Origin of the sequence: Streptomyces sp. NPDC007901 (assembly GCF_042959465.1) — a bacterium.
GTDB lineage: Bacteria > Actinomycetota > Actinomycetes > Streptomycetales > Streptomycetaceae > Streptomyces.
Map to the genome: position 1 here is coordinate 329,411 of NZ_JBIBKW010000007.1, position 22,124 is coordinate 351,534.

General features: G+C 72.4%; 19 protein-coding genes. 11 read left to right on the top strand and 8 right to left on the bottom strand.

What is annotated here, in order from left to right; translation table 11 throughout:
• Positions 1 to 56: 56 nt before the first annotated feature.
• From ACFZDK_RS24400 to ACFZDK_RS24410, 3 genes are all read left to right on the top strand, one after another.
• A complete protein-coding gene (locus ACFZDK_RS24400) occupies positions 57 to 998 on the top strand; it encodes an ROK family protein (protein ID WP_390975542.1) in 942 nt (313 codons plus the stop codon).
• Entirely contained in the window at positions 998 to 2,251 is a 1,254-nt protein-coding gene (nagA, locus tag ACFZDK_RS24405) for an N-acetylglucosamine-6-phosphate deacetylase (protein ID WP_390975543.1), read from the top strand. The genes ACFZDK_RS24400 and nagA overlap by 1 nt, the downstream gene beginning before the upstream one ends.
• 105 nt (positions 2,252 to 2,356) lie before the next feature.
• The gene (locus ACFZDK_RS24410; protein WP_390975545.1) at positions 2,357 to 3,286 is read left to right on the top strand and encodes a hexose kinase; all 930 of its coding nucleotides are present in this window, start codon (positions 2,357 to 2,359) and stop codon (positions 3,284 to 3,286) included.
• On the opposite strand, the gene ACFZDK_RS24415 is transcribed toward ACFZDK_RS24410, so the two are convergent.
• Positions 3,283 to 4,239: a carbohydrate-binding protein gene (locus ACFZDK_RS24415; protein ID WP_390975547.1), complete on the bottom strand. Its 957-nt coding sequence runs from the start codon at positions 4,237 to 4,239 to the stop codon at positions 3,283 to 3,285. The genes ACFZDK_RS24410 and ACFZDK_RS24415 overlap by 4 nt on opposite strands.
• A 118-nt stretch (positions 4,240 to 4,357) precedes the next feature.
• Positions 4,358 to 6,019, bottom strand: a complete 1,662-nt coding sequence (cdgB, locus tag ACFZDK_RS24420; protein ID WP_390975549.1) for a diguanylate cyclase CdgB — start codon at positions 6,017 to 6,019, stop codon at positions 4,358 to 4,360.
• Positions 6,020 to 6,388: 369 nt separating this feature from the next.
• On the opposite strand from cdgB, the gene ACFZDK_RS24425 reads away from it, so the two are divergent.
• The gene (locus ACFZDK_RS24425; protein WP_390975906.1) at positions 6,389 to 6,907 is read left to right on the top strand and encodes a flavin reductase; all 519 of its coding nucleotides are present in this window, start codon (positions 6,389 to 6,391) and stop codon (positions 6,905 to 6,907) included.
• Between the two features lie 98 nt (positions 6,908 to 7,005).
• On the opposite strand, the gene ACFZDK_RS24430 is transcribed toward ACFZDK_RS24425, so the two are convergent.
• The gene (locus tag ACFZDK_RS24430) at positions 7,006 to 7,899 is read right to left on the bottom strand and encodes a sigma-70 family RNA polymerase sigma factor (protein WP_390975551.1); all 894 of its coding nucleotides are present in this window, start codon (positions 7,897 to 7,899) and stop codon (positions 7,006 to 7,008) included.
• A gap of 95 nt (positions 7,900 to 7,994) precedes the next feature.
• A complete protein-coding gene (gene arfB, locus ACFZDK_RS24435) occupies positions 7,995 to 8,420 on the bottom strand; it encodes an alternative ribosome rescue aminoacyl-tRNA hydrolase ArfB (protein ID WP_355709083.1) in 426 nt (141 codons plus the stop codon).
• Positions 8,421 to 8,602: 182 nt separating this feature from the next.
• On the opposite strand from arfB, the gene ACFZDK_RS24440 reads away from it, so the two are divergent.
• Positions 8,603 to 9,178 (top strand): TerD family protein, encoded by a 576-nt coding sequence (locus tag ACFZDK_RS24440; protein ID WP_355709085.1) that lies wholly within the window; start codon positions 8,603 to 8,605, stop codon positions 9,176 to 9,178.
• 57 nt (positions 9,179 to 9,235) lie between these two features.
• On the opposite strand, the gene ACFZDK_RS24445 is transcribed toward ACFZDK_RS24440, so the two are convergent.
• A complete protein-coding gene (locus tag ACFZDK_RS24445; RefSeq protein WP_390975553.1) occupies positions 9,236 to 9,517 on the bottom strand; it encodes a DUF397 domain-containing protein in 282 nt (93 codons plus the stop codon).
• On the bottom strand, positions 9,514 to 10,368 hold the full coding sequence (locus tag ACFZDK_RS24450; protein ID WP_390975554.1) for a Scr1 family TA system antitoxin-like transcriptional regulator: 855 nt from the start codon (positions 10,366 to 10,368) through the stop codon (positions 9,514 to 9,516). Before ACFZDK_RS24450 ends, ACFZDK_RS24445 begins: the two co-directional genes overlap by 4 nt.
• Positions 10,369 to 10,515: 147 nt before the next feature.
• Here ACFZDK_RS24450 and ACFZDK_RS24455 point away from each other — a divergent pair, with 147 nt between their 5' ends.
• Complete coding sequence (locus tag ACFZDK_RS24455; protein ID WP_390975908.1) at positions 10,516 to 10,890, top strand: ATP-binding protein; 375 nt, start codon at positions 10,516 to 10,518, stop codon at positions 10,888 to 10,890.
• Between the two features lie 12 nt (positions 10,891 to 10,902).
• Here the strand turns inward: ACFZDK_RS24455 and ACFZDK_RS24460 are convergent, their stop codons facing one another.
• Positions 10,903 to 11,439 carry a TetR family transcriptional regulator gene (locus tag ACFZDK_RS24460; RefSeq protein WP_390975556.1) on the bottom strand — a complete coding sequence of 179 codons (537 nt, stop codon included), beginning with the start codon at positions 11,437 to 11,439 and terminating at the stop codon, positions 10,903 to 10,905.
• 76 nt (positions 11,440 to 11,515) lie between these two features.
• Between ACFZDK_RS24460 and ACFZDK_RS24465 the strand changes: the two genes are divergently transcribed.
• The 3 genes from ACFZDK_RS24465 (at position 11,516) to ACFZDK_RS24475 (ending at position 14,382) form a co-directional block, all read left to right on the top strand.
• Positions 11,516 to 12,565, top strand: coding sequence for an aldo/keto reductase (locus ACFZDK_RS24465; protein ID WP_390975558.1), 1,050 nt, complete (start codon positions 11,516 to 11,518; stop codon positions 12,563 to 12,565).
• Positions 12,566 to 12,609: 44 nt separating this feature from the next.
• Complete coding sequence (locus tag ACFZDK_RS24470; RefSeq protein WP_390975560.1) at positions 12,610 to 13,632, top strand: NAD-dependent epimerase/dehydratase family protein; 1,023 nt, start codon at positions 12,610 to 12,612, stop codon at positions 13,630 to 13,632.
• A gap of 234 nt (positions 13,633 to 13,866) precedes the next feature.
• Positions 13,867 to 14,382, top strand: a complete 516-nt coding sequence (locus ACFZDK_RS24475; RefSeq protein WP_390975561.1) for a GNAT family N-acetyltransferase — start codon at positions 13,867 to 13,869, stop codon at positions 14,380 to 14,382.
• Between the two features lie 4 nt (positions 14,383 to 14,386).
• On the opposite strand, the gene ACFZDK_RS24480 is transcribed toward ACFZDK_RS24475, so the two are convergent.
• Positions 14,387 to 15,808, bottom strand: a complete 1,422-nt coding sequence (locus tag ACFZDK_RS24480) for a M1 family aminopeptidase (RefSeq protein ID WP_390975563.1) — start codon at positions 15,806 to 15,808, stop codon at positions 14,387 to 14,389.
• A 37-nt stretch (positions 15,809 to 15,845) separates the two neighbouring features.
• On the opposite strand from ACFZDK_RS24480, the gene ACFZDK_RS24485 reads away from it, so the two are divergent.
• Both ACFZDK_RS24485 and ACFZDK_RS24490 read left to right on the top strand, forming a co-directional pair.
• Complete coding sequence (locus tag ACFZDK_RS24485; protein WP_390975565.1) at positions 15,846 to 16,346, top strand: hypothetical protein; 501 nt, start codon at positions 15,846 to 15,848, stop codon at positions 16,344 to 16,346.
• 127 nt (positions 16,347 to 16,473) lie between these two features.
• Positions 16,474 to 22,122, top strand: coding sequence for a hypothetical protein (locus tag ACFZDK_RS24490; RefSeq protein WP_390975567.1), 5,649 nt, complete (start codon positions 16,474 to 16,476; stop codon positions 22,120 to 22,122).
• The last annotated feature ends 2 nt before the right edge of the window (positions 22,123 to 22,124 follow it).

Consider the following 22,124-nt stretch of genomic DNA (forward strand, 5'->3'; position numbering starts at 1 on the left):
TCTACACCACGTAAGTGGACTAGACCTCTTGCGGGTCGGCGGGCCACACTGTTCCCGTGAGACATGTCATCGCCCTGGACGTGGGCGGCACCGGAATGAAGGCCGCGCTGGTCGGCCCGGACGGCGAGCTGCTCCACCAGAACCGCCGGGCGACCGGCCGCGAACGCGGCCCGGACGCCGTCGTCGCCGCCATCCTCGACTTCGCCGCCGAGCTGCGGTCCTACGGCGAACAGCACCTCGGCGAGCCACCCGCCGCCGCAGGAGTCGCGGTACCGGGCATCGTCGACGAGCGGGCAGGCATCGCCGTCTACGCCGCCAACCTCGGCTGGCGCGACGTCCCGCTGCGCGCCCTCCTCGCCGACCGCCTCGGCATCCCCGTCGCCCTCGGCCACGACGTGCGCACCGGCGGCCTGGCCGAGGGGCGGCTCGGCGCGGGCCGGGGAGCGGACCGCTTCTTCTTCGTCGCCCTCGGCACCGGCATCGCGGGCGGCTTCGGCCTGGACGGCCGGGTGGAGTCGGGCGCGCACGGCTTCGCGGGCGAGATCGGCCACATCGTCGTACGACCACGGGGCGCGCCCTGTCCCTGCGGTCAGCGCGGCTGCCTGGAGCGGTACGCGTCGGCCGCCGCGGTGAGCGAGGCGTGGGCGAAGGCCTGCGGAGACCCCGACGCGGACGCGGCGGACTGCGCAAAGGCCGTCACGTCCGGCGACCCGAACGCCGTCCGGGTGTGGGGGGAGGCCGTGGACGCCCTGGCCGACGGCCTGGTGACGGCCCTCACCCTCCTCGACCCCCGCGTCCTCATCATCGGCGGCGGCCTGGCGGAGGCGGGGGACGTGCTGTTCGAGCCGGTCCGGGACGCGGTGCGCGCCCGGGTCACGTTCCAGAAACTCCCGGCCATCGTCCCGGCCGAACTGGGAGACACGGCCGGCTGTCTGGGGGCGGGCCTGCTCGCCCAGGACTTGTCGACTACGACCACTACTGCGGAGGTAACGCCCTGATGGCTGCGAAAGAGCCCGACCACAGCGCCCCTTCAGGGGCGCGGGGAACTGCGCGACCAGCCACGGCGCACCCGCAGCCCGGAACGTACGGTCTGGTCCTCGACGGAGCCCGAACAGTCCTCCCGACCGGAGTGGTCGACAAGGGTCGAGTGGTCGTCGGCGGCACGAAAATCACCGCCGACGCCCCCAAGAACGCCCAGGTCATCGACGCCACCGGCCACTGGCTCCTGCCCGGCTTCGTGGACATCCACAACCACGGCGGCGGCGGAGCCTCCTTCAGCTCGGGCACCGCGGAGCAGATCCTCACCGGCGTCCACACCCACCGCCTGCACGGCACCACCACCCTCGTCGCCTCCACCGTCACCGACGACATGGACGTCCTCGCCCGCCAGGCCGGCCTCCTCTCCGAGCTCGCCGAGCAGGGCGAGATCGCCGGTGTCCACTTCGAGGGCCCGTTCATCTCCCCGTGCCGCAAGGGCGCCCACTCCGAGGCGCTGCTGCGCGACCCGGACCCGGCGGAGGTCCGCAAGCTGATCGACGCGGCGCGCGGCCACGCGAAGATGGTCACGCTGGCCACCGAACTCCCGGGCGGCATCGAGTCGGTACGACTCCTCGCCGAGCACGGTGTGATCGCCGCCGTCGGCCACACGGACGCGACGTACGAGCAGACGGTGGAGGCGATCGACGCGGGCGCCACGGTCGCCACGCACCTCTTCAACGCGATGCCGCAGATCGGCCACCGCGCTCCCGGCCCGATCGCCGCGCTCCTGGAGGACGAGCGGGTGACGGTCGAGCTGATCGACGACGGCACGCATCTCCACCCGGCCGCGCTGCAATTGGCGTTCCATCACGCGGGCCCCGGCCGCGTCGCGTTCATCACGGACGCGATGGACGCGGCCGGTTTCGGCGACGGCCGTTATCTGCTGGGCCCGCTGGAGGTGGAGGTCACCGACGGGGTCGCCCGGCTCGTGGACAGCGGTGCCATCGCCGGCTCCACGCTGACGCTGGACCGCGCGCTGCGGCGGGCGGTGACCGTCGACCGGCTCCCTGTCGAGCACGCCGTCGCCGCGCTGTCCGCCAACCCGGCCCGGCTGCTGGGCCTGTACGACCGCGTCGGCTCCCTGGAGCCCGGCAAGGACGCCGACCTGCTGCTCCTGGACGCGGACTTCACGCTGAAGGGCGTGATGCGCAAGGGCGCGTGGGTGGTCGTACCGGAACTGCCCGAGCTGACCGAACTGCCTGAACTTCCCTGATGTGCGCTCCCCTTGAGAGACGGCGACCCTAGGCCGGTCGCCGTCTCTTTGGCATGATCGAGCCCCCCAGTGGATGGCACGGGCATATGCGAGGGAGGTCGCCCGGTGATCCTCACCGTCACGCTGAACACCGCTCTGGACATCACGTACCGGGTCGGCGCCCTGCGCCCGCACGCCTCGCACCGCGTCTCGGCGGTGGCCGAACGGCCGGGCGGCAAGGGCGTGAACGTGGCCCGGGTGCTGGCCGCGCTCGGGCACCAGGCGACGGTGACCGGGTTCGCGGGCGGGGCCACGGGACGGGCGGTGCGGGAGCTGCTGGCCGGGACGGCGGGGGTGGTGGACGCGCTGCTGCCGGTGGCCGGGGCGACCCGTCGCACGATCGCCGTCGTGGACGAACGGACGGGTGACACGACCCAGTTGAACGAGCCGGGTCCGCAGATAGCGCCCGCCGAGTGGGGTGCCTTCCTCGACCACTACGAGGAACTGCTGCCCGACGCCTCGGCGGTGGCGCTGTGCGGGAGCCTGCCGCCTGGGGTGCCGGTGGGGGCGTACGCCGGGCTGATAAAGGCCGCCCGGTCCGCCGGGGTTCCGGTCCTCCTCGACACCAGCGGGGAGCCGCTGCGGCGCGGGGTGGCGGCCCGCCCGGACCTGGTCAAGCCGAACACCGACGAACTCGCCGAGCTCACCGGCTCCCACGACCCGTCCCGCGCCACCCAGGACGCCCGCCGACGCGGGGCGAGGACGGTCGTCGCCTCGCTCGGCCCGCAGGGCCTGCTGGCGCTCACCCCGGAGGGCCGCTGGCACGCGGTCCCGCCCGGCCGCGAACACGGCAACCCCACCGGCGCGGGAGATTCAGCAGTCGCCGGCCTGCTCTCCGGCCTCGTGGAACAACTCCCCTGGCCGGACCGCCTGACCCGCTCGGTGGCCCTGTCGGCGGCGACCGTACGGGCCCCGGCAGCGGGCGAGTTCGACCGCGCGGCCTACGAGAAGCTGCTGGGCCAGGTCGCGGTGACGGGCGGGACGACGGCCGCCTAGCTCTTGTTCGTGTGCTTGCCCTGCTTCACCCACAGCTGGTCCAGCAGGATGTCGCAACTGTCGCCGCTCTCGCAGGACAGGGAGATCGTGTTGGTGCCCTTGGTGAGGGTGGGGTAGGTGTAGCTGGTCGTCCAGGCCTTGGCCGGGTCGCTCTGGTGCGTGTAGTTGTCCAGCGGGAACTTGCTGCCGAACTCCTTGCCGTTGATCTTCAGCGTCATCGTGCTGTCCGTGACCGCGCTGTAGTGCGCGAACACGGTGTAGAGGCCGTCCGACGGGATGCCGTTGACCGTCCAGGTGACGCCGGCGCCGGTCTGGTTGAGGTTGGTGACGTAGATGCCACCGTCGGCCTGGGCGCCCTGGACGTCCGAGGCGAGGGTGGCGCCGCCGTCCAGGCGGAGGGCCTTGGCGTCGACCGGCGCGATGTCACCCGACGAGGACGCCGAGCTGGTGCTGGGCGGGCTCGGGGAGGCGCTCGCCGACTGGGTCGGGGACGTGGAGACGTCGCTGCCGGCCTTGTTGTCGTCGCCGTTGCCGTTCATCATGGCGACGCTGATGCCGATGACGACGGCGGCGACGACGGCGATGGCGCCGATGAGGAGGCCCTTGGTGTTGGGGCCCCGGCCGCGGCCGGGGTTCGGGGGGGCCTGGCGGGTGGTGGGGGCGCCGCCCGGGAAGGTCTCCGGGGCCTGGTAGGCCGCGGACGGCGGCTGGCCGTAGCCGGCGCCGGGCTGCTGCTGGGGGATGGTCTGGCCGTTGTACTGCGCCTGCGGTGCCTGCTGCTGGCCGCCGTACGTGCGCTCGCCGACCGGGCGCACTCTGCTGACGGCGTTCGGGTAGCCGTAACCACCGGAGCCGGACGGCGGCTGGGCCCCTCGGGCCTGACCGTCGGCGTACAGGTAGCCGAACGGGTCGTCGTCCTCGGGCGTGCTCGCGCCGTTGTCGCCGGGCGTCATCCCTTGGTACTCCTCAACAGGTGCGGGCGGATGCGGTACAGGTATTGAATGTCGAGCCTACCCGGTCCGGCTGAGCCAAACGGGTGACTCGGACCGCATCAGCGCGATGACCTGCGGGTCATCCGGCGCGGCGGTGCGCTTTGGGACGAGATCGTTTCTCTACGTACATCCGCTCGTCGGCGGACTTGAGGACTTCGTCCGCCGTCATGCCGCAGTGCGCCCACCCGATGCCGAAGCTGGCGCCCACCCGGACCGCCCGGCCCTCGGCGCGGATCGGCTGGATGATCTCGTTGCGCAGGCGTACGGCGAGGTCCTGGGCGTCCGCCTTGCCGAGCCCGTCGGCGAGGATGACGAACTCGTCGCCGCCGAGCCGGGCGACCGTGTCGCCGTCCCGGACCCCCCGGGTCAGCCGGCGTGCGACCTCGATGAGGACCGCGTCGCCCGCGTTGTGCCCGAACCGGTCGTTGATCGACTTGAAGCCGTCGAGGTCGCAGAAGAGCACCGCGAGCCCCTTGGCGCCGTCGTCGCGGCCCTCCTCGGGGGCGACGGTGTGCACATGGTGGTCGTAGCCGTCGTAGGACGACGAGCCGCCCGCCGAGCCGGCGAAGTCGAAGCCGTGACCGTTGACGTCGTAGGCGGGGTGGCCGTAGGCCGCGTCCAGGGACTCCACGGCGCCGGCGTCGGCACGTCGGCAGAGCCGGGAGGAGAGGCGGGAGCGGAGCTCGGCGGAGTTCGGCAGGCCGGTGAGGGAGTCGTGGGAGGCGCGGTGGGCGAGCTGGAGCTCGCGGCGCTTGCGTTCCTCTATGTCCTCGACGTGGGTGAGGAGGAAGCGGGGGCCGTCGGCGGCGTCCGCGACCACGCTGTTGCGGAGCGAGACCCAGACGTAGGTGCCGTCGCGGCGGCCGAGGCGGAGTTCCGCGCGCCCGCCCTCCGCCGAGGTGCGGAGCAGCGTGCCGATGTCCTCGGGGTGGACCAGGTCGGAGAAGGAGTAGCGGCGCATCGCGGAGGCGGGGCGGCCCAGCAGGCGGCACAGGGCGTCGTTGGTGCGCAGTATTCGTCCGTGCTGGTCGCCGCCCATCTCGGCTATCGCCATGCCGGAGGGGGCGTACTCGAAGGCCTGCCGGAAGGACTCCTCGCTGGCGCGCAGGGCCTGCTGCTCGCGCTCCAGCCTGACCAGTGCCCGCTGCATATTCGCACGTAGACGCGCGTTGCTGATCGCGATCGCGGCCTGGAAGGCGTACATCTGCAGGGCCTCGCGGCCCCAGGCACCGGGGTGCCGGCCGTTGCGCGGGCGGTCGACGGAGATCACGCCGAGCAGTTCGCCGCAGGAGCTGCCGGATATACCCGGCGTGTACATCGGGGCGAAGAGCCGGTCGGAGGGGTGCCACTCGTCCTCGAAGCGCGGCGCCGGGCCGTCCGTGTACCACTGCGGGACGTCGTCGTCGTCGAGGACCCAGCCCTCGGTGTGCGGTATGAAGACGAGGTCGCCCCACCGCTCGCCCATGTTCAGCCGCCGCTCCCAGGACTCGCGGGAGCCCACCCGGCCGGTGATCAGGGCCTCGGCGGCGGAGTTCCCGGCGAAGGCGGCGACCACGAGGTCGCCCTCGGCGGGGCGTACGAGGTTGATGCAGGCCATCTCGTAGTTGAGGGCGGTGATGACGCCGTCGGCGACGGTCTGCAGTGTGTCCGCCAGGCTGCGGGCCGTGTTCATGTCGGCCATGACCTGGTGCAGCTGTCGCAGGGACGCAAGACGGACGTAGGGCTCCGACTCGGTCTCCATGCTCGCCCTCCCCCCGAGACCTCGCAGTGAATCAAGGGTCTGCTTCGGCGCTACTTTTCCCCGCCACTGAATCACAGCGCGCTGCCCACTCGGTACACAGGGTCAACAATTAATGGCCCTTGTGACTCAAGTCACAGGAGAACGTGAACAATTGAGTGGAGTTTCTGCGTTTTCCCTGTGTGTTTACTGAACGCAGCCTTTGGCCGCGTGCACACATGATGCACGTTAGGACCCTTCACCCGCCCTTGGTCCTAGGACCCGGCTCGGGCCGATGGCCGATGCGGTCGCGCCGGGTACGAGATTAGCGTTTCGGGCGTGCTGAAGACTCCCTCCCCCGCCACCGCCGAACCCACCGGGCATGCTGTGGGGGTGAGCAACGATGCGTTCAAGGCCGCCATGTCCCGGCTGGCCGCGGGCGTGGTCCTGGTGACCGCGCAGGAGCCGCCGCTCGACCCGGACGACCCGCTGGCGCCGACCGGCGAGGACGTCGGCATGACGGCCACCGCGTTCCTCTCGGTGTCGCTCGACCCGCCGTTGGTGCTGGTCAGCCTGCGGACGGGGGCCCGTATGGACGATCTCCTGGACGAACAGCCGCTGTGGGCGGTCTCCGTGCTCACCGAGAGCCAGCGGCACATCGCCGGCCGCTTCTCGATGAAGGGCCGCATCAGCGACCGCCTGCTCTTCGAGGACATCCCGTACGTCCGCGGCGAGGTCACCGGCGCCCCGCTGGTCGGCGGCGCCCTCGCGACCCTGGAGTGCCGTACCGAACAACGGGTCACGGCCGGCGACCACACCCTCGTCATCGGACGCGTCCTCACCGCCGAACTCCCGAGCACGGAAGGCGGTCCGCTGATGTATTTCCGGGGGCGCTACCGGCAGTTGGGCTGAGCCGAGAAGACCGCGCGGTCGGTTTAGTAAATTCCGCGAGCGGCTACTGAACGGCCGCTCCGGAGGGAACAGCCGCCTTTTTCCGAACGGCATATTCCCTAACCGAGATCCGGGTCGAAGTCGACGTCGAGGTCGATGTCGAGTTCGGCGACTCGCGCCGGGTCGGTCACGATGTCCATCACGGCAATGCGGTCGCGAACGACCGTGAAGGCCAGGGTCCGCTCCGGACGGCCGTCGGCCAGGACGACGATCCCCGGCACCCCGTTGATCAGCGCCGGCACGCCAGGGCCGACGAGACGCGCGAACCGGGTCGCGCCGGCGGCGACCGCGGCGGCGCCCGTGGTCACCCCGACCTCGGTGCGGGCCACCACGTCGGGGTCGAGCACCCGCAGCAGCCCGTCGAAGTCGCCGGCCCGCGCGGCCGCCAGAAAGGCGTCGACGAGCTCGCGCTGCCGGACCAGATCGGCGTCCGGGGCGCTGTGCGGGCCGCGCACCCGGCGCCGGGCCCGGCTGGCCAGCTGGCGGGCGGCGGCGGGGTTGCGACCGAGAATCCCCGCGACCTCCTCGAAGGGCACCGCGAACAGGTCGTGCAGCACGAACGCGAGCCGCTCGGCGGGGGTGAGGGTGTCCAGGACGACCAGGAGGGCGACCCCGACCGTGTCGGCGAGCAGGGCGTCCTGTTCGGGGTCGGCGGGGCCGGGGAGTTCCACCGGGCCGCCGCCTGCCTCCAGGGACTCCTCCGCGCGCGACTTCCGGGACCGCAGCATGTCCAGGCAGACCCGGCCCACGACGGTGGTGAGCCAGCCGCCCAGGTTCTCCACCCGCCCACTGTCGGCCCGGCTCAACCGGAACCAGGCCTCCTGCACCGCGTCGTCGGCCTCGGCGACCGACCCGAGCATGCGGTGCGCGACGGCACGCAGCCGGGGGCGGTGCGCCTCGAAACGCTCGGCGAGGAAGTTGTCGTCGGTGCCGTTGCCGGTGTCGGTGCTCATGGCGGTACCACCCGTGGCCGTAGTCCGTCCGCCGCTCGGCGGCCTTCCCTGGACTGACGGATGAGGTGACCCGGATGTGACGGGGGCGGCTGCTCCTACCAGTCGCGGCCGGTCCGCCCCCGCTTGGTCTCCGAGCGCTGCTTCTTCTCCCGCAGCCGGCGTTCGTTGATCCCGCGCGGGATACGGGTCGGCGTGCGGGGCTTGGGCGGGGGCGCGGTGGCCTCCGCGAGGAGCGCGGCGAGGCGTACGGCGGCGGTCTCGCGGTTGCGCCACTGCGACCGGTGCTCGGACGACCGTACGACGACCACGCCGTCGACGAGCCGCCCGGCCAGCCGTGCCAGCGCCCGCTCCTTCCACACCGGGGGCAGCGCCTCGGTGGCGGCCAGGTCGAAGCGCAGCTCCACCTGCGAGTCACTGGTGTTGACGTGCTGTCCGCCGGGCCCCGACGACCGCGAGAAACGCCAGTTGAGCTCGGCCTCGGGGAGCGAGACGGAGCCGCGGATGACATAGGGACCGGACATGGCTCCATGGTCGCGCGGCTGACCGGCACACGTCACGCGAATATCGTTCATCACCCGTTTGGTAAAGAAAGTAAAGCGAGCTGGAACCTTCGGTACCCCTCGTGGCGTTCATACGGGTAGCTGTAGCTTCGAGCCCGTACGCCGCACGGCCGTACACAAACAAGGGGAAAGGACTCCCGACCATGGCTGTAAGCCTGTCCAAGGGTGGCAACGTCTCGCTCACCAAGGAGGCTCCGGGCCTGACCGCCGTCACCGTGGGCCTCGGCTGGGACGTCCGCACCACCACCGGCACGGACTTCGACCTGGACGCCTCCGCGATCGCGGTCAACACGCAGGGCAAGGTCTACTCCGACGCCCACTTCGTCTTCTTCAACAACAAGCAGACCCCGGACCAGACCATCGTCCACACGGGCGACAACCGCACCGGCGAGGGCGCGGGCGACGACGAGGCCATCAACGTCAACCTCGCGGGCCTCCCCGCCGACATCGACAAGATCGTCTTCCCGGTCTCCATCTACGACGCGGAGACCCGCTCGCAGAACTTCGGCCAGGTCCGCAACGCCTACATCCGCATCGTCAACCAGGCCGGCGGCGCCGAGATCGCCCGCTACGACCTCTCCGAGGACGCGGCGACGGAGACGGCGATGGTCTTCGGCGAGCTGTACCGCAACGGCGCGGAGTGGAAGTTCCGCGCGGTCGGCCAGGGCTACGCCTCCGGCCTCGTCGGCATCGCCCAGGACTTCGGCGTCAACGTCTGACCGACGTTGCGCTGTGCGGGAGCCTCCGGTGCAACGCCGGGGGCTCCCGCCGTCCGCTCAGCCCGCCGACACGTAGGGCAGGAAGGCCGCCCAGGCGGAGGGGGCGAGGGCGAGTCGGGGGCCGGGGGTGGCGGGCGTGAACTTTGAGTCGCGGATGTGGATGGTGGTGGGGGTGGGGGCTATTTCGAGGCAGGAGTCGCCGTCGGGGCCGTCGCTGTAGCTGCTCTTGAACCAGGTCAGGGCCACTTCGACGCAGGACTCACCGTCATTGCCACCGCTGTAGCTGCTCTTGAACCACGCGAGTTCGGAAGCGTCCCCGGGAGGGGCTTTGCGGATCATGTCTCTCCCAGCAGTTGCTTGATCAGGGCCAGCGACTCCCGTGGTGAGAGAGCCTGCGCCCGGATGGTGCCATACCGCAGCTCAAGGATGCGGAGCTGTTTCGGGTCGGATGTCGCTCGGCCGTTGAAGGCACCGTCGGAGCGCCCAACCGCAGTACCGTCCGGGAACTTCAGCACCTCGATCCGTCCGTCCAGACCGGAGTGGATCTCGGAGTTCAACGGCATGACCTGAAGTGTGACGTTGTGCAGTCGCCCCACCTCCAGCAGATGTTCAAGCTGCCGTCGCCACACCATTGTGCCTCCGATAGGACGCCGCAGCGGCGCCTCTTCCAGCACAAAGTGGATGGACGGAGCAGGGTCACGCTCGAAAACCGACTGCCGAGCCAGACGAGCCGTCACCATGCGCTCCACGTCGTCCGGTGAGTAGGGCGGTTGCGCCGCCGAGATCACGGTTCGCGCGTGCTCAGGCGTCTGAAGCAACCCGGCGATGATGTTGCACTCATACACCCCGATCTCAACGGCCTGCCCCTCCAACTTGGCCAGCTCCCGCACCTTCTTCGGATACCGGACCCTCTTCACGTCCTCCCAGGTCGCCGAGATCAGCCCACCCGCACCGAGAATCTCGTCCGCCCTGTTCAGATACTCCTGTCGGGGAATCCGCTTCCCGCCCTCCACCTTGTAGACCATGTCCTCCCCGTAGCCGACCGCCACCCCGAACTCGGCGGCGCGCATCCCCACCGCTTCTCGGCGCAGCTTCAGTTGGCGGCCGACCGTGGCGATGACCGCGACGCCCCAGTCGTCGTCCGGGTCGACCTCCCAGCCCGGTTCGGCCACCTCGCCGTCCACGCTCATCCCGTACACCTCTTTCCCGACAGCCAAGACAGCACTGGACAAGCGCCGGACAGTCACCGTACGTAAGGCCTCCGTCACTGTTCACGGTACGCACGCGCGGCCACGCTGAGTGATGTGAACGACGAAATCTCCACCCCCGTCCGCAACATGAGCCTGCGGTTCTCGTCCACGCCGCGGGGCGCCCGCCTGGCCCGGCTGCTGGCTGCCGAACAACTGCGCGCCTGGGGACTGCCGTTGGACCCGGCGAGGCAGATCGTGGCGGAGCTGGCGGCGAACGCGGCGACGCACGGCCGGGTGCCGGGGCGCGACTTCGGCCTCACGCTCTGCGTCGTGGGGCACACGCTGCGGATCGAGGTCACGGACACGCGTGGTGACCGTCTGCCGCACGCCCAACTCCCGGCGCCGGAGGCGGAGTCGGGGCGGGGCCTGGTCCTCGTGGAGGCGCTCGCCGACAAGTGGGGCGTGGCGCCGGGGTTGTCGCCGCGCAAGTCGGTGTGGGCCGAGATCGACGTGTCGCCGTAGGCCGGACAGGCGCTACGGGTGGGTGCGCAGTCCGTCGAGGATGAGCGCGAGCATGTGGGGTGCGCGGTCCACGGGGCTGGACGCGGCGCGCCACAAGGCGCCGGTGAGCTGGAGGAAGTCGCCGGGGTCGGCGTCGTCACGGATGGTGCCGTCGGCCTTGCCGGCGTCGAGGAGTTCGGTGATGGCGGCGATGACGGGGCCGTAGCTCTGCTCAGTGATGGCCTGGTGGGCGCCGACGCTGAGGGCGTCGCCGAGGCCGTGTTTCTTGCGCATGGCCTCGACGAGGTCGGTCGTCCAGCGGCGGAGTGCTTCGAGGGGTGGCAGCTGGGCCAGCAGGTCGGGCACGGCGGCGGTGATGCGGGTGACCTCGTCCTGGTAGACGGCCAGGACGAGCGCCTCGCGGGTGGGGAAGTTGCGGTACAGGGTGCCCGCGCCGACTCCGGCGCGCTGGGCGACCTGGTTCATGGAGGCGGCGCTGTTCTCGGTGAACGCCTCGCGGGCGGCCGCGAGGATGCGCGCCCGGTTCTCAAGAGCGTCTGAGCGGACCACGAAACCTCACCTTGCTAAGTGGAGAACTCTCCACTACGGTATCCGGAGAGCTCTCCACTTATTTTAGAGGGGCACCATGCAGTACATCAAGCTGGGCACGACGGGCCTGGACGTGTCACCGATCGCGGTCGGGGCGATGACCTACGGCGAGCCCGACCGCGGGCACCCCGTCTGGTCGAAGGGCGAGGAGGAGGCACGGCCGCTCGTCCGGCACGCGCTGGAGGCGGGGATCAACTTCTTCGACACCGCGAACCTGTACTCCAACGGTTCCAGCGAGGAGATCCTCGGCCGGGCGCTCAGGGACTTCGCCGACCGCGACGCCGTGGTGATCGCCACGAAGCTGCGCCACCCGATGCGGACGGGACCGAACGGACGGGGGCTGTCGCGCAAGGCGATCATGACCGAGGTCGAGCACTCGCTGCGCCGCCTGGGAACCGACTACATCGACCTCTACCAGATCCACCGCAACGACCACGCCACCCCTTGGGAGGAGACGCTGGAGGCACTCAGCGACCTCGTGCGGGCCGGCAAGGTCCGCTACCTCGGGGCCTCGTCCATGCACGCGTGGGAGTTCGCGAAGGCCCTGCACCTGCAGAAGCAGCACGGCTGGGCGCGGTTCGTGTCGATGCAGGACCACTACAACCTCCTCGCCCGTGAGGAGGAGCGCGAGATGATCCCGCTCTGCCTGGATGAGGGGGTCGGCACGATCATCTGGTCGCCGCTGGCCCGGGGCCGTCTCGCCCGCGCCTGGGACGACGCCCGCTCGACGGTGCGCTCCGAGACGGACGGGGCGTACGCGGACACGCTCTACTCGCCCGAGGAGGAGGCGTCCAACCGCGCGATCATCGACGCGGTCGGGCAGGTGGCCGACGCCCACGGCGTCAGCCGCGCACAGATCGCACTCGCCTGGCTGCGACGCCAGCCAGTGGTCACCGCACCGCTGGTCGGCGCCGGTTCGACCCGCCAGATCGACGAGGCCGTGGCCTCCCTCGACGTCGAACTCACCGACGACGAGGTACGCGCGCTGGAGGCGCCGTACACGCCCCGGCACGACTGGCAGGGCGTCTCGGACGAGGCCGAGCTGGAGGCCATCCGCAGGCGCATCCCCGGAATGGCCCTCGCATGAACCCCACCGACCTGACGCACGAGTCGCGAGCTGAGGAGAGACAGATGACACGAGTCCTGGTCACCGGGGGCACCGGATTCATCGGGAGCTGGTGCGTGCTGGCCCTGCTCGAAGCCGGGCACACCGTACGCACCACGGTCCGCGACCTGGGGCGCGAGCCGGACCTGCGCGCCTGGCTGCACGCCGCCACGCCGTTCGACGACGACCGGCTCACCGTCGTACGCGCCGACCTCGAACACCCCGACGGCTGGGACGAGGCCGTCGACGGCTGCGAGTTCGTCCTGCATGTCGCCTCGCCGACCCTGCGCCGTACTCCGGCGAACGACGACGAGCTGGTGGTCCCGGCGCGGGAGGGCGTGCTGCGGGTGCTGCGCGCCGCCCGCGACGCGAAGGTGCGCCGGACCGTCCTGACGAGTGCCTTCGGTGCCGTCGGGATCGGGCACCCCCCGCGCTCGACCCCGTTCACCGAGGAGGACTGGACCGACGTCGACAGCGACATCCCGCCCTACCAGCGGTCCAAGACCCTCGCCGAGCGCGCCGCCTGGCGGTTCGTCGAGGACGAGGGCGGCGGTATGGAACTGGCGGCGGTTCATCCCGTGGGCGTCCTCGGCCCCCTGCTCGGCCCGGACGACCCGCCGTCCCTGCGACTCGTCCGCAGAATGCTCGAAGGACGGGTCCCCGCCTGCCCTCCCTTCGGGATGGGCTTCGTCGACGTCCGCGATGTCGCGGATCTGCACCTGCGCGCGATGACCGACCCGGCGGCCGCCGGCGAGCGCTTCCTCGCCGTCGCCGGGCACAGCCTGCGGGTCGTCGAGATCGCGCACATCCTCCGCGACCGCCTCGGTGCGCGCGCCGCGAACGCCCCGACCCGTGAACTCCCCGTGTGGCTCGCCCGCGCACTGGGCACCGTGAACCCGGAACTGCGCCTGCTCAGGCACCAGCTCGGCCGGGATCTCGACGCCACGAGCGCCAAGGCGGAGCGGCTTCTCGGGTGGCGGGCGCGCCCCATCGAGGACACCATCGCGGAGACCGCCGAGAGCCTCCTCGCCCACGGCATCGGCACCTGACCCAGGCCTGTCCGGGGTCCGGGGTCAGTGGACGTCCACGAAGTCCTGCGCCGAGCGGCTCCCGAATGGTCACGGTCTTCCAGGTGGTGGAGCCGGTCGCCCGGAACAGGACGGCGACCCGCTGACCGCCGTACGCCTGACGACCACGCCCGTCACCTTCAGCCGGGGCACCCCGGACGTCAACGGTGACGACATCCCGGACATCTGGGTCCTCGGAATGGATAGGTTGCGGGCATGATCCTCGCCCCGGTCCCGCTCGGCGCCGAGCACGACATCCCGGGCCCGGTGCTCACCGAGCTCACCGCCCTGTACGCCTCCAACCGCGAGTTCCACGCCCTCAGCGGCGACTTCCCGGACCCGGACGACATCCGGCCGGAGCAGGTGGCCGCCGCGCTGGCCGACGAGTTGGCGAACGCGGACGCGGAGGTGCTGCTCGCGCGGGCCGAGGGGCGGCTGGTCGGGTTGGTCGTCACGCTGGCCCGGCACCCCGATCCGGCCGACCCGGACCCGTGGATCGGGCTGCTGATGGTGGACGCGGGGGCGCAGGGGCGGGGGTACGGGCGGCGGATCGCCGAGGGTGTCGAGGAGCGGTTCCGGGCGGCGGGCCGGGACGCGGTACGGCTCGCCGTGCTGGAGGACAACCCGAAGGGCCTCGCCTTCTGGACCGCCCTGGGCTACGAGGTGATCGGCCACCGCCCCGACCGGGAGCGCGGCCGGCCGTGCGCCGTACTGCGAAAGACGCTGGGATAGGCGGCTAGGGTCGGGCGGGTTTGCCGTCGCCGTACAGCCAGTCCTTCCAGATGGCGGAGAAGTCCTTCCCGGGTGCCGTCTTCTCCACGTACGCGGTGAACTCGGCGGTGTCCGCGTTGGCGTGGCGGTGGGTGGCGGCCCAGCCCTGGACGATGTCGTAGAAGCGGTCGTCGCCGACGGTCTGGCGGATCTTCTGGAGGACCATGGCGCCGCGGTCGTAGACCGGCCGCTCCGAGATGTACGCGGCGCTCGGCGGTTTCGCCGGGGCGAAGCCCCAGAGGGTGGAGTCGTCGGTGGGGGTGGCGTAGAGCTTGTCGAAGGTCTGCTGGGCGGTGCGGCCGCCGTGGTCCTCGTCCCAGAGCCACTCGGCGTAGGTCGCGAAGCCCTCGTTGAGCCACATGTCCCGCCAGGTCCTCGGGGTGACGGAGTCGCCGTACCACTGGTGGGCGAGTTCGTGGACGAGGGTCGCGGTGTCCGGGGCGCCGGGGAAGACGGGCCGGGTCTGGGTCTCCAGCGCGTATCCGGCGTCCTCCGGGCGGTCGACGATCACGCCGGTGGAGGAGAAGGGGTAGGGGCCGAAGTTGTACCGCTCCCAGTCCATGATCTCGGGGAGCTTCGCGAGGACCCGCCGGCCGGCGGCGGCCTGCGTCGGGTCGACGGCGGTGTACACCGGCAGGCCGTCGGAGAGGGTGGACCGGGTGATCGTGTAGTGGCCGACGGCGACCGTGGCCAGGTAGCTCGCCATCGGCTCGGCGCTGTGCCAGACGAAGGTCGTACGGTCGTCCCTGGTCGTCTCGCTCTTCAACTCGCCGTTGGAGACGGCCTGGAGGCCCTTCGGGACGGTGACCGTGATGTCGTACGACGCCTTGTCGGAGGGGTGGTCGTTGCCGGGGAACCAGGCCATGGAGCCGACCGGCTCGCCGAGGGCCAGCGCGCCGTCGGCGGTGCGCAGCCAGCCCTCCTCGGAGCCGTCGGGGTCGGTGATCTTCTCCGGACGGCCCGAGTAGCGCACGGTGGTGGCGAAGGTCTCGCCCTTCTCCAGGTCGTCGTGCGGGCGGATCGTCAGCTCCTGGCCGGCCCGGTTCCAGCGGGCCTGTCTGCCCTCGACGGTGACCTCGTCGACCCGCAGCCCCTTCAGGTCGAGGTCGAAGGCGGACAGCGCCCGGGTGGCGCGGGCGGTGATCACGGCGGTGCCGGTCAGCCGGCGGGTGCCCGGGTCGTAGGCGAGGGTGAGGCCGTAGTGGCCGACGTCGTAGCCGCCGTTGCCCGCCTTCGGGAAGTAGGGGTCGCGCAGGCCCGCGCCACCGGGGGTGCCGTGGACCCCGCTGTCGCATCCGGCCGGCGCGAGGCAGAGCAGCACGGCGAGCAGGGCGGTGAGCGGGGCGGTGAGCTGGGTGGACGGGAGGACGGGCAAGGATCGGGGCACGCACGCGATCGTAGGACGCCCGTGACACCATCGGCATGTGCTCGACATCGGCTACGCCCTCTCCAACCGCTTCCCGGACCCGCCCCAGGCCGACTACCGGCGCGTGGACGTCCGCGCGCTGCGCCACGACCTGTTCTGCGGGGACGTCTATCTCGCCGACACCAAGGCGGACCGGGAACTGTCCACAGCCTGGGGATGGGTGCCGGTGCTCGACTTCGCGTGGGCGCTGTGCGACATCGTGGAGCGGCTGGACCGGGACCCGGCGGGCTCGCGGGCCGCCCGGCCCCAGCACGCGGAGCTCGACTTCACCGAGTCCACCGACCGCATGCTCTTCGAGCGCCGCTTCGGCTGGGTGGACATCGAGGCGGACTGGATGCCGGCCGAGGAGCCGCCGCTCAGTTTCTCGCACACCGAACTGCGCCGGGAGGCGCGGGACTTCCTGCACGACCTGATCGCCGATCTGGTCGACCTGCACGAGGACCTGGCCGACAACCCGGCGATCTGGACCCTCCAGGCCCGCTTCCCGAGGGTGTCCTGACCGCTCCGGAAGGCTGAACGACCGCTGGGTGTACGGGAGTTGGCGGCCCGTAGAGGCGGGAGTGACAAATGATGCCGGAGGCGGCGGAAGGCGTACGGTCCGTTCGGGCCGTGCATACGTTGACTCCGTGCGGACCGAGCGGCAGGCAGGCGACGGCGGGAAAGACACCTCTTCCGAGGCCTCCCGGGCGGCGGTCACCGCCAGGCCCGCCGGACCCACAGGGCCCACCGAGCACGCTCTGCTCACCCTCCAGGGAAGGGCGGGGAACACCGCCACCACACTGGCGCTGCAGGGCGGCAGGAGCAGTGCCGTCACCCGGCAGCCGACGGGACGCGACCGCGCCGAGCCCGGGCTCGTCCTGCCGCCGTACCTCATGGACTTCCAGGCCGCCGGGCTGTCCACGGCCTACGGGCTGACCGGGCACGAGTTCGTGGGAAACGCGCTGGCCGCCGTCGTGGGCCACCGCGACGGCACGGTGGCCGCCCTCGCCGCCGACCTGGCCGGCCGCCCCGAGGCGTACTACGGGCAGGGGCGCGCCTTCGCGGTGAAGGGCAAGGACGGCAAGGAGTGGTACGACGTCACGGTCACCGTCACCCGCGCCCCAGACGACCGGCCGCCGGTGTTCCACCCGAAGGACCTGCTGGCCGACGCGGTGACGGACCCGGACGGAGCGCCGCTCGCCCCGGTGGACGAGGCCGAGAGCAAGGACACCAAGGTCGACGTCCAGCACAACACCGCCGCCACCGTCGCGACCACCGCGAGCGGGGGGTCCAGCAAGGGCGCGGGCGGTATGGCCTTCGGGCTCGCGCCCGTCGTACCGGGGCTGTGGCTGGGCGGCGCCGCCCTGGCGAACGCGCAGCCCTGGCAGTCCTCGCGGGAGTCGCGCAGCCAGCGGAACGTGGCCGAGCCGCGCGTGCTGCGCAGCGACAAGGGCTCGGTCGAGGCACCGCGCAAGGTGCGCTACGGCGTACGGATCAAGAAGCAGGGTACCCAGCACGCGACGCGGCACGCGCAGACCTTCCACGGCTCGGGCACCCTCACCCAGCGCGTGCCCACCGAGCATCTCGTCCCGGCCGGCACCGAGGCGCCCGCCGCCCCGCGGGCCGTCGGCGCGGACACCGCCCGGCAAGTCTCGCTCGCCGACTCCATGGCCCCGGTCGCGGTGACCGACACCGCCGCCCCGCACCAGGGCGGCGGCGGGCTCTTCGACGCGGTCGCCGCCGTCCTGCACCCCTCGCTCACCGCCCCCGGGGCGCCCGGCCGCGCCCGGCTCTACGAGGCGACCGCCACCGCGACCGTCCTGGAGGACCTGCCCCGGCTGCTGCGCGACGGCGTGACCGGCGAGGACCTGGCGTCCAAGGACGGCAGCAGCGTGGGCAGTTACCGCCTGCACGCCGTGATCACCGGCATGTCCCCCGCCTGGGGCACCGGCGGAACCCAGCTGCGCACCCACCAGCAGACCCAGCACACGGTCACCGAGAGCGCAGGCAAGGGACGCGCCCTCACCGGCGGTCTGGGCCCGGCCATCGGCATCGGAGCGGCAGGCAACGCCGCCGTGCTGCGGGGTACGGCCATGCCGGTCGCGGCGGCCCGCAAGGCACGGTTCACCGTGGCCGAGCAGACCGTCTCCAGCCGGCAGGGTGCGGAGGTGCGCGGCGACAAGGTGCTCTACCTCGCGACCGTCGACCTCACCGTGGAGGGCACGGGGCCGCGCTCGGCCCAGATGGTCCTGCGCCCGGGGACCCGGGTCGCCCGGCACTCGATGCGGGTGTGGATGAGCCTGCGCGCCGACGAGGCCCAGTCGCTCGGACTGCCGCTGCCGCCCGGCACCGAGGCCGGCGAGTTCATCGAGAAACCCAAGCGGACCGACGAGAACGGCGCCGAGGTCGACGTCGAGCGGCACCTCCCCTTCGGCGCCCTGGGTTCCAGCGTCACCCTCAGCCAGCTGGACACCGGACCCATGGTGCGGGCCGTACAGCAGCTGTTCGCGACCGATCCCCGGCTGGCCGGCTACCTTCCCGCCTTCGGTACGGAGACGGCCGCCACGCCGCCGTCCAAGGAGGAGGCCGCCCTCCAGCGGCACAACCACCGGGAGCTGATGGCCGCCCTGTCGGAGACCAACCTGCGGGTCAACAAGGACCAGCTCACCTCGACCGGCATCCGGGTGCGGCTGCGCCGCAAGACCACCCTGCACGCGCACGACGTGCAGCTCCGGGTCCGGGGGCAGCTCCGCGAGACCGGCTACCGCGGCGACACCGACAACTGGCTGGTGCGCAGCCACGCCGGGGTCACCGGCAACACCCAGAGCGGGCGCAGCAGTTCCCGCTCGATCGGCGGGCTGGTGCTCGGCCAGGCCAGGATCGTCCCCGGGATCCTGACCGGCTCGGCCCGCTACGAACGGCACCGCTCCGGCACCCGCCGCAACCAGGCGGGCCCCACCACCCGCACGGACGTCCTCACCAACGGCTCCGAGCAGGCCGCCACCTTCGGGGCCGCCCTGCGCCTCGATGTCGACGTCACCATGACCTCCCGGCAGCGCAAGCTCGGCCGCGCCCTCACCCCCGACTCCCTGGGCCAGGACGCGCCGGAGGCCACCCCGCTGGCGGGCCTGCGCCTGGACGAGCAGGACGTACGGCTGGTCACCCCGGCCGAGTTCACCCTCGACGAGGAGGGCAAGCGGCGGCAGGACGCGGTGGGCGACCGGCGGCGGGCGCAGGCCCCGCGCCCCGAGCACGCGGTCACCGCCGAGGGCATCGGCGACCTGGCCACGCTGGTGCCCCGGCCGTCCGTCGGGCAGCCGCTGCGGGACTGGCAGCTGGTGGAGACGGTCGGCGACGGCCGGGCCGTCCGCGATCTCGCCTTCCAGCTGCTGTCCAAGGCCGCCGCCCGCAACAAGGGCGTACGGGAGGATCCCGCGCTGGCGGCGGAGGGGCTCGCGCCCCGGCTGGCGATCGAGGAGCGGTTCGGGCCGCAGGCCATCACGGCCGCGCTACGGCAGGCCGCGTCCTCCGGGTGGGTGGTGAAGAACCTGCGGTATCCGCGCCGGCTCGCCGCGCTGAACGGGGCCGTGGGCACCCGGCTCACCCTGACCAACCCGAAGTTCGTGCACCGGGGCGCCGGTCCCGGCACCGAGACCTTCGTGCTCGGCGGCCATCAGGCGGCCGGCCAGGAGGGGCAGGGCACCACCAGCACCTGGCAGTTCGGCGCCACCGGCTCCGAGAACGACGCCGAGTGGCGGCTCGGCCAGGGCCTCTCCGGGAGCCGCACCACCAGCGCGGGCGACACCCGGTCCGCGGCCCTGTCCGGCACGGTCGAGCGCAACGCCCACACACCGAAGAAGGCGCCGCTCTACCTCGTCCAGTGCGACCTCCTCGTCACCATGGTCGCCGAGGTCAAGGTCACCGGCGGCGGCCCCTACGTGGCGACGGCCGCCCGCACCCTGCCGGCCGAGGCCGCGGTCTGGCTCACCGAGGCCCAGCTCCCCGCACCGATCCGCCGCCAACTGAAACTCGACCCGGAACCGGCCCTGATGACCCCGCCGCCCTCCCGACCCGGGCCCCGACCGGCCGAGGGCTCCCGGGCGGGTGCGGAACGCGCGGCCCGGGAGAAGGGGCGCGCTGCGGACACGGCCGGGGGCCGCACTGCGGATACGGCCGGGGGGAGCACTGCGGATACGGCCGGGGGCCGCACTGCGGGCACGGCCGGGGGGAGCACTGCGGATACGGCCGGGAAGCGCGCCACCGACATCGCCGGGTCCCGCACCACCCGGCCCGCCGAGAGCTCCCGAGCCGACGCCGAGCGGGAGTCCCGGGAGAAGGGGCACGCTGCGGACACGGCCAGGGACCGCACTGCGGACACCGCCGGGAAGCGCGCCACCGACATCGCCGGGTCCCGCACCACCCGGCCCGCCGAGAGCTCCCGAGCCGGCGCCGAGCGGGAGTCCCGGGAGAAGGGGCGCGCTGCGGACACGGCCAGGGACCGCGCTGCGGACACGGCCGGGGGCCGCACTGCGGACACCGCCGGGAAGCGCGCCACCGACATCGCCGGGTCCCGCACCACCCGGCCCGCCGAGAGCTCCCGAGCCGGCACCGAGCGGGAGTCCCGGGAGAAGGGGCGCGCCACTGCCGCCTCAGGGTCCCGCATCGCCGGTACCACCAGCGCCCCCGGTTCCTCCACCTCCGCCCCGCCCCGCACCGGACCCTCCTTCGGCCGCGGACTGCCGCTCGGGTTCGGCATGGTCGAGAACCTGCCGAACTTCGTGCCGCTGCTGGCCCGGCTGCGGACCCGGCTCGTGGAGAGCGGGCAGCAGGGTCTGGCCGAGGACCTGCTGCCCCGGCAGCAGCTGGCCGACCGCAACGACAACGTGCAGCGGCTGCTGCGGGTCCTGGACCGCGACGGCAGCACCGGGCTGCTGTCCGGTGCGATGGACGGCGGGGTCACCGTCGAGCTGTTCGACGGCCGTAGGACCCCGTACTGGGCGGTGTTCAAGGTCAACCGCCTGGGCGACGGCGGCTACGACGGTGCGGCGGACGACGGCCGGGACCTGGAGTACATCACCGCGGCCGTGACCCAGCAGGCCGCCGCACACGACGAAGGCGTGACGACCGGCCTGGAGGGGATCTTCTCGGGCTCCGGCAAACCGGAGGGCGGGGCCGGGCAGCTGAAGAGCACGGGCGGCGCGGCAGGCCTCGGCGTCGGCTCCGGCAGCTCACGGCGCTCCGGCACGGCCGGCCGCGGTCAGCTCGGCATGAAGACGGTCGCCGAGGCGAAGACCGCGCCGTCGTCGAAGATGCGCGTGCCGATCGAGGCGACCCTCGAACTGCATCGCGGCGACCGCCGGTTGGCCGTGGTCTCACTGGGCCGCCAGGAGCTGACCCATCGCGTCCTCGACAAGGACCTGGCCGCCCTCAGCCGGATGACCGCCCCGCGCCCCGCCCCGGTGGCCCCCGCCCCCGGTCCGCCGGGCGCCCGCCCGGCCGCACTCGGCGCCTGGCGCTCCGGCGGGGTGCGGCTGCCGATGGAGGCGCAGGTCAACGGCTTCCAAGGGGCCCCGCAGATACGGGAGCTGGTCAACTCCGCGGTCCGGGAGGCGGGCGGCGGCGACCGCTTCCGGGCCAAGGGCCAGGCCGCCGCCTACACCCTGCACGAGGCCGTCTCCACCGAGTGGCTGATCGCGGCGCTGCCGCTGCTGACCTCCGCCGGGGCGGAGCTGCCGCCGGTGCACGCCACCGGGGTGGAGGGCCAGGACCTGCGGGCGTCCCTGCACGCGCGGCTGCGGGACGGGCGGGTGCTGGGCGTCGGCGACAAGATGACCTTCGAGACGGTGGGGCAGAGCCACCTGGACGCGCCCCGGCCCACCCAGACGGACGGCCTGAGCTCCGCCGACCACGGCAGGTCGGCACGCGGACTGGCGGGCGCGGGGCTGCTCAACGCCGACGAGTTCCGCCTCAACCAGCTGATGGGCAACGCCGGCGGCGCGGGCGGCGGCGCCGGACTGGCGGCGAACGCTTCCGGCTCGATGCCGCTGCACAAGCCCAAGTTCGCTTCGGTCCTGGTCCAGTTCACGCTGGACGTACGGGTGGTGGCGAGCGTCAGCCGGCGGGTGCGGTCCGGCCGGGCGGGTACCGCCGTGCGCGAACTGACCCTGCCCCGGCCGGTGGTGATCCGGATGCCGGAGCCGGTGGTGCGGGGGATGCTCGGCGCTCGGACGACGTTGCTTCAGGACCCGGATGATCAGTTGGGCCTGCGAAGGGCGGCGCCCGCGCCGCCGACCTGAGT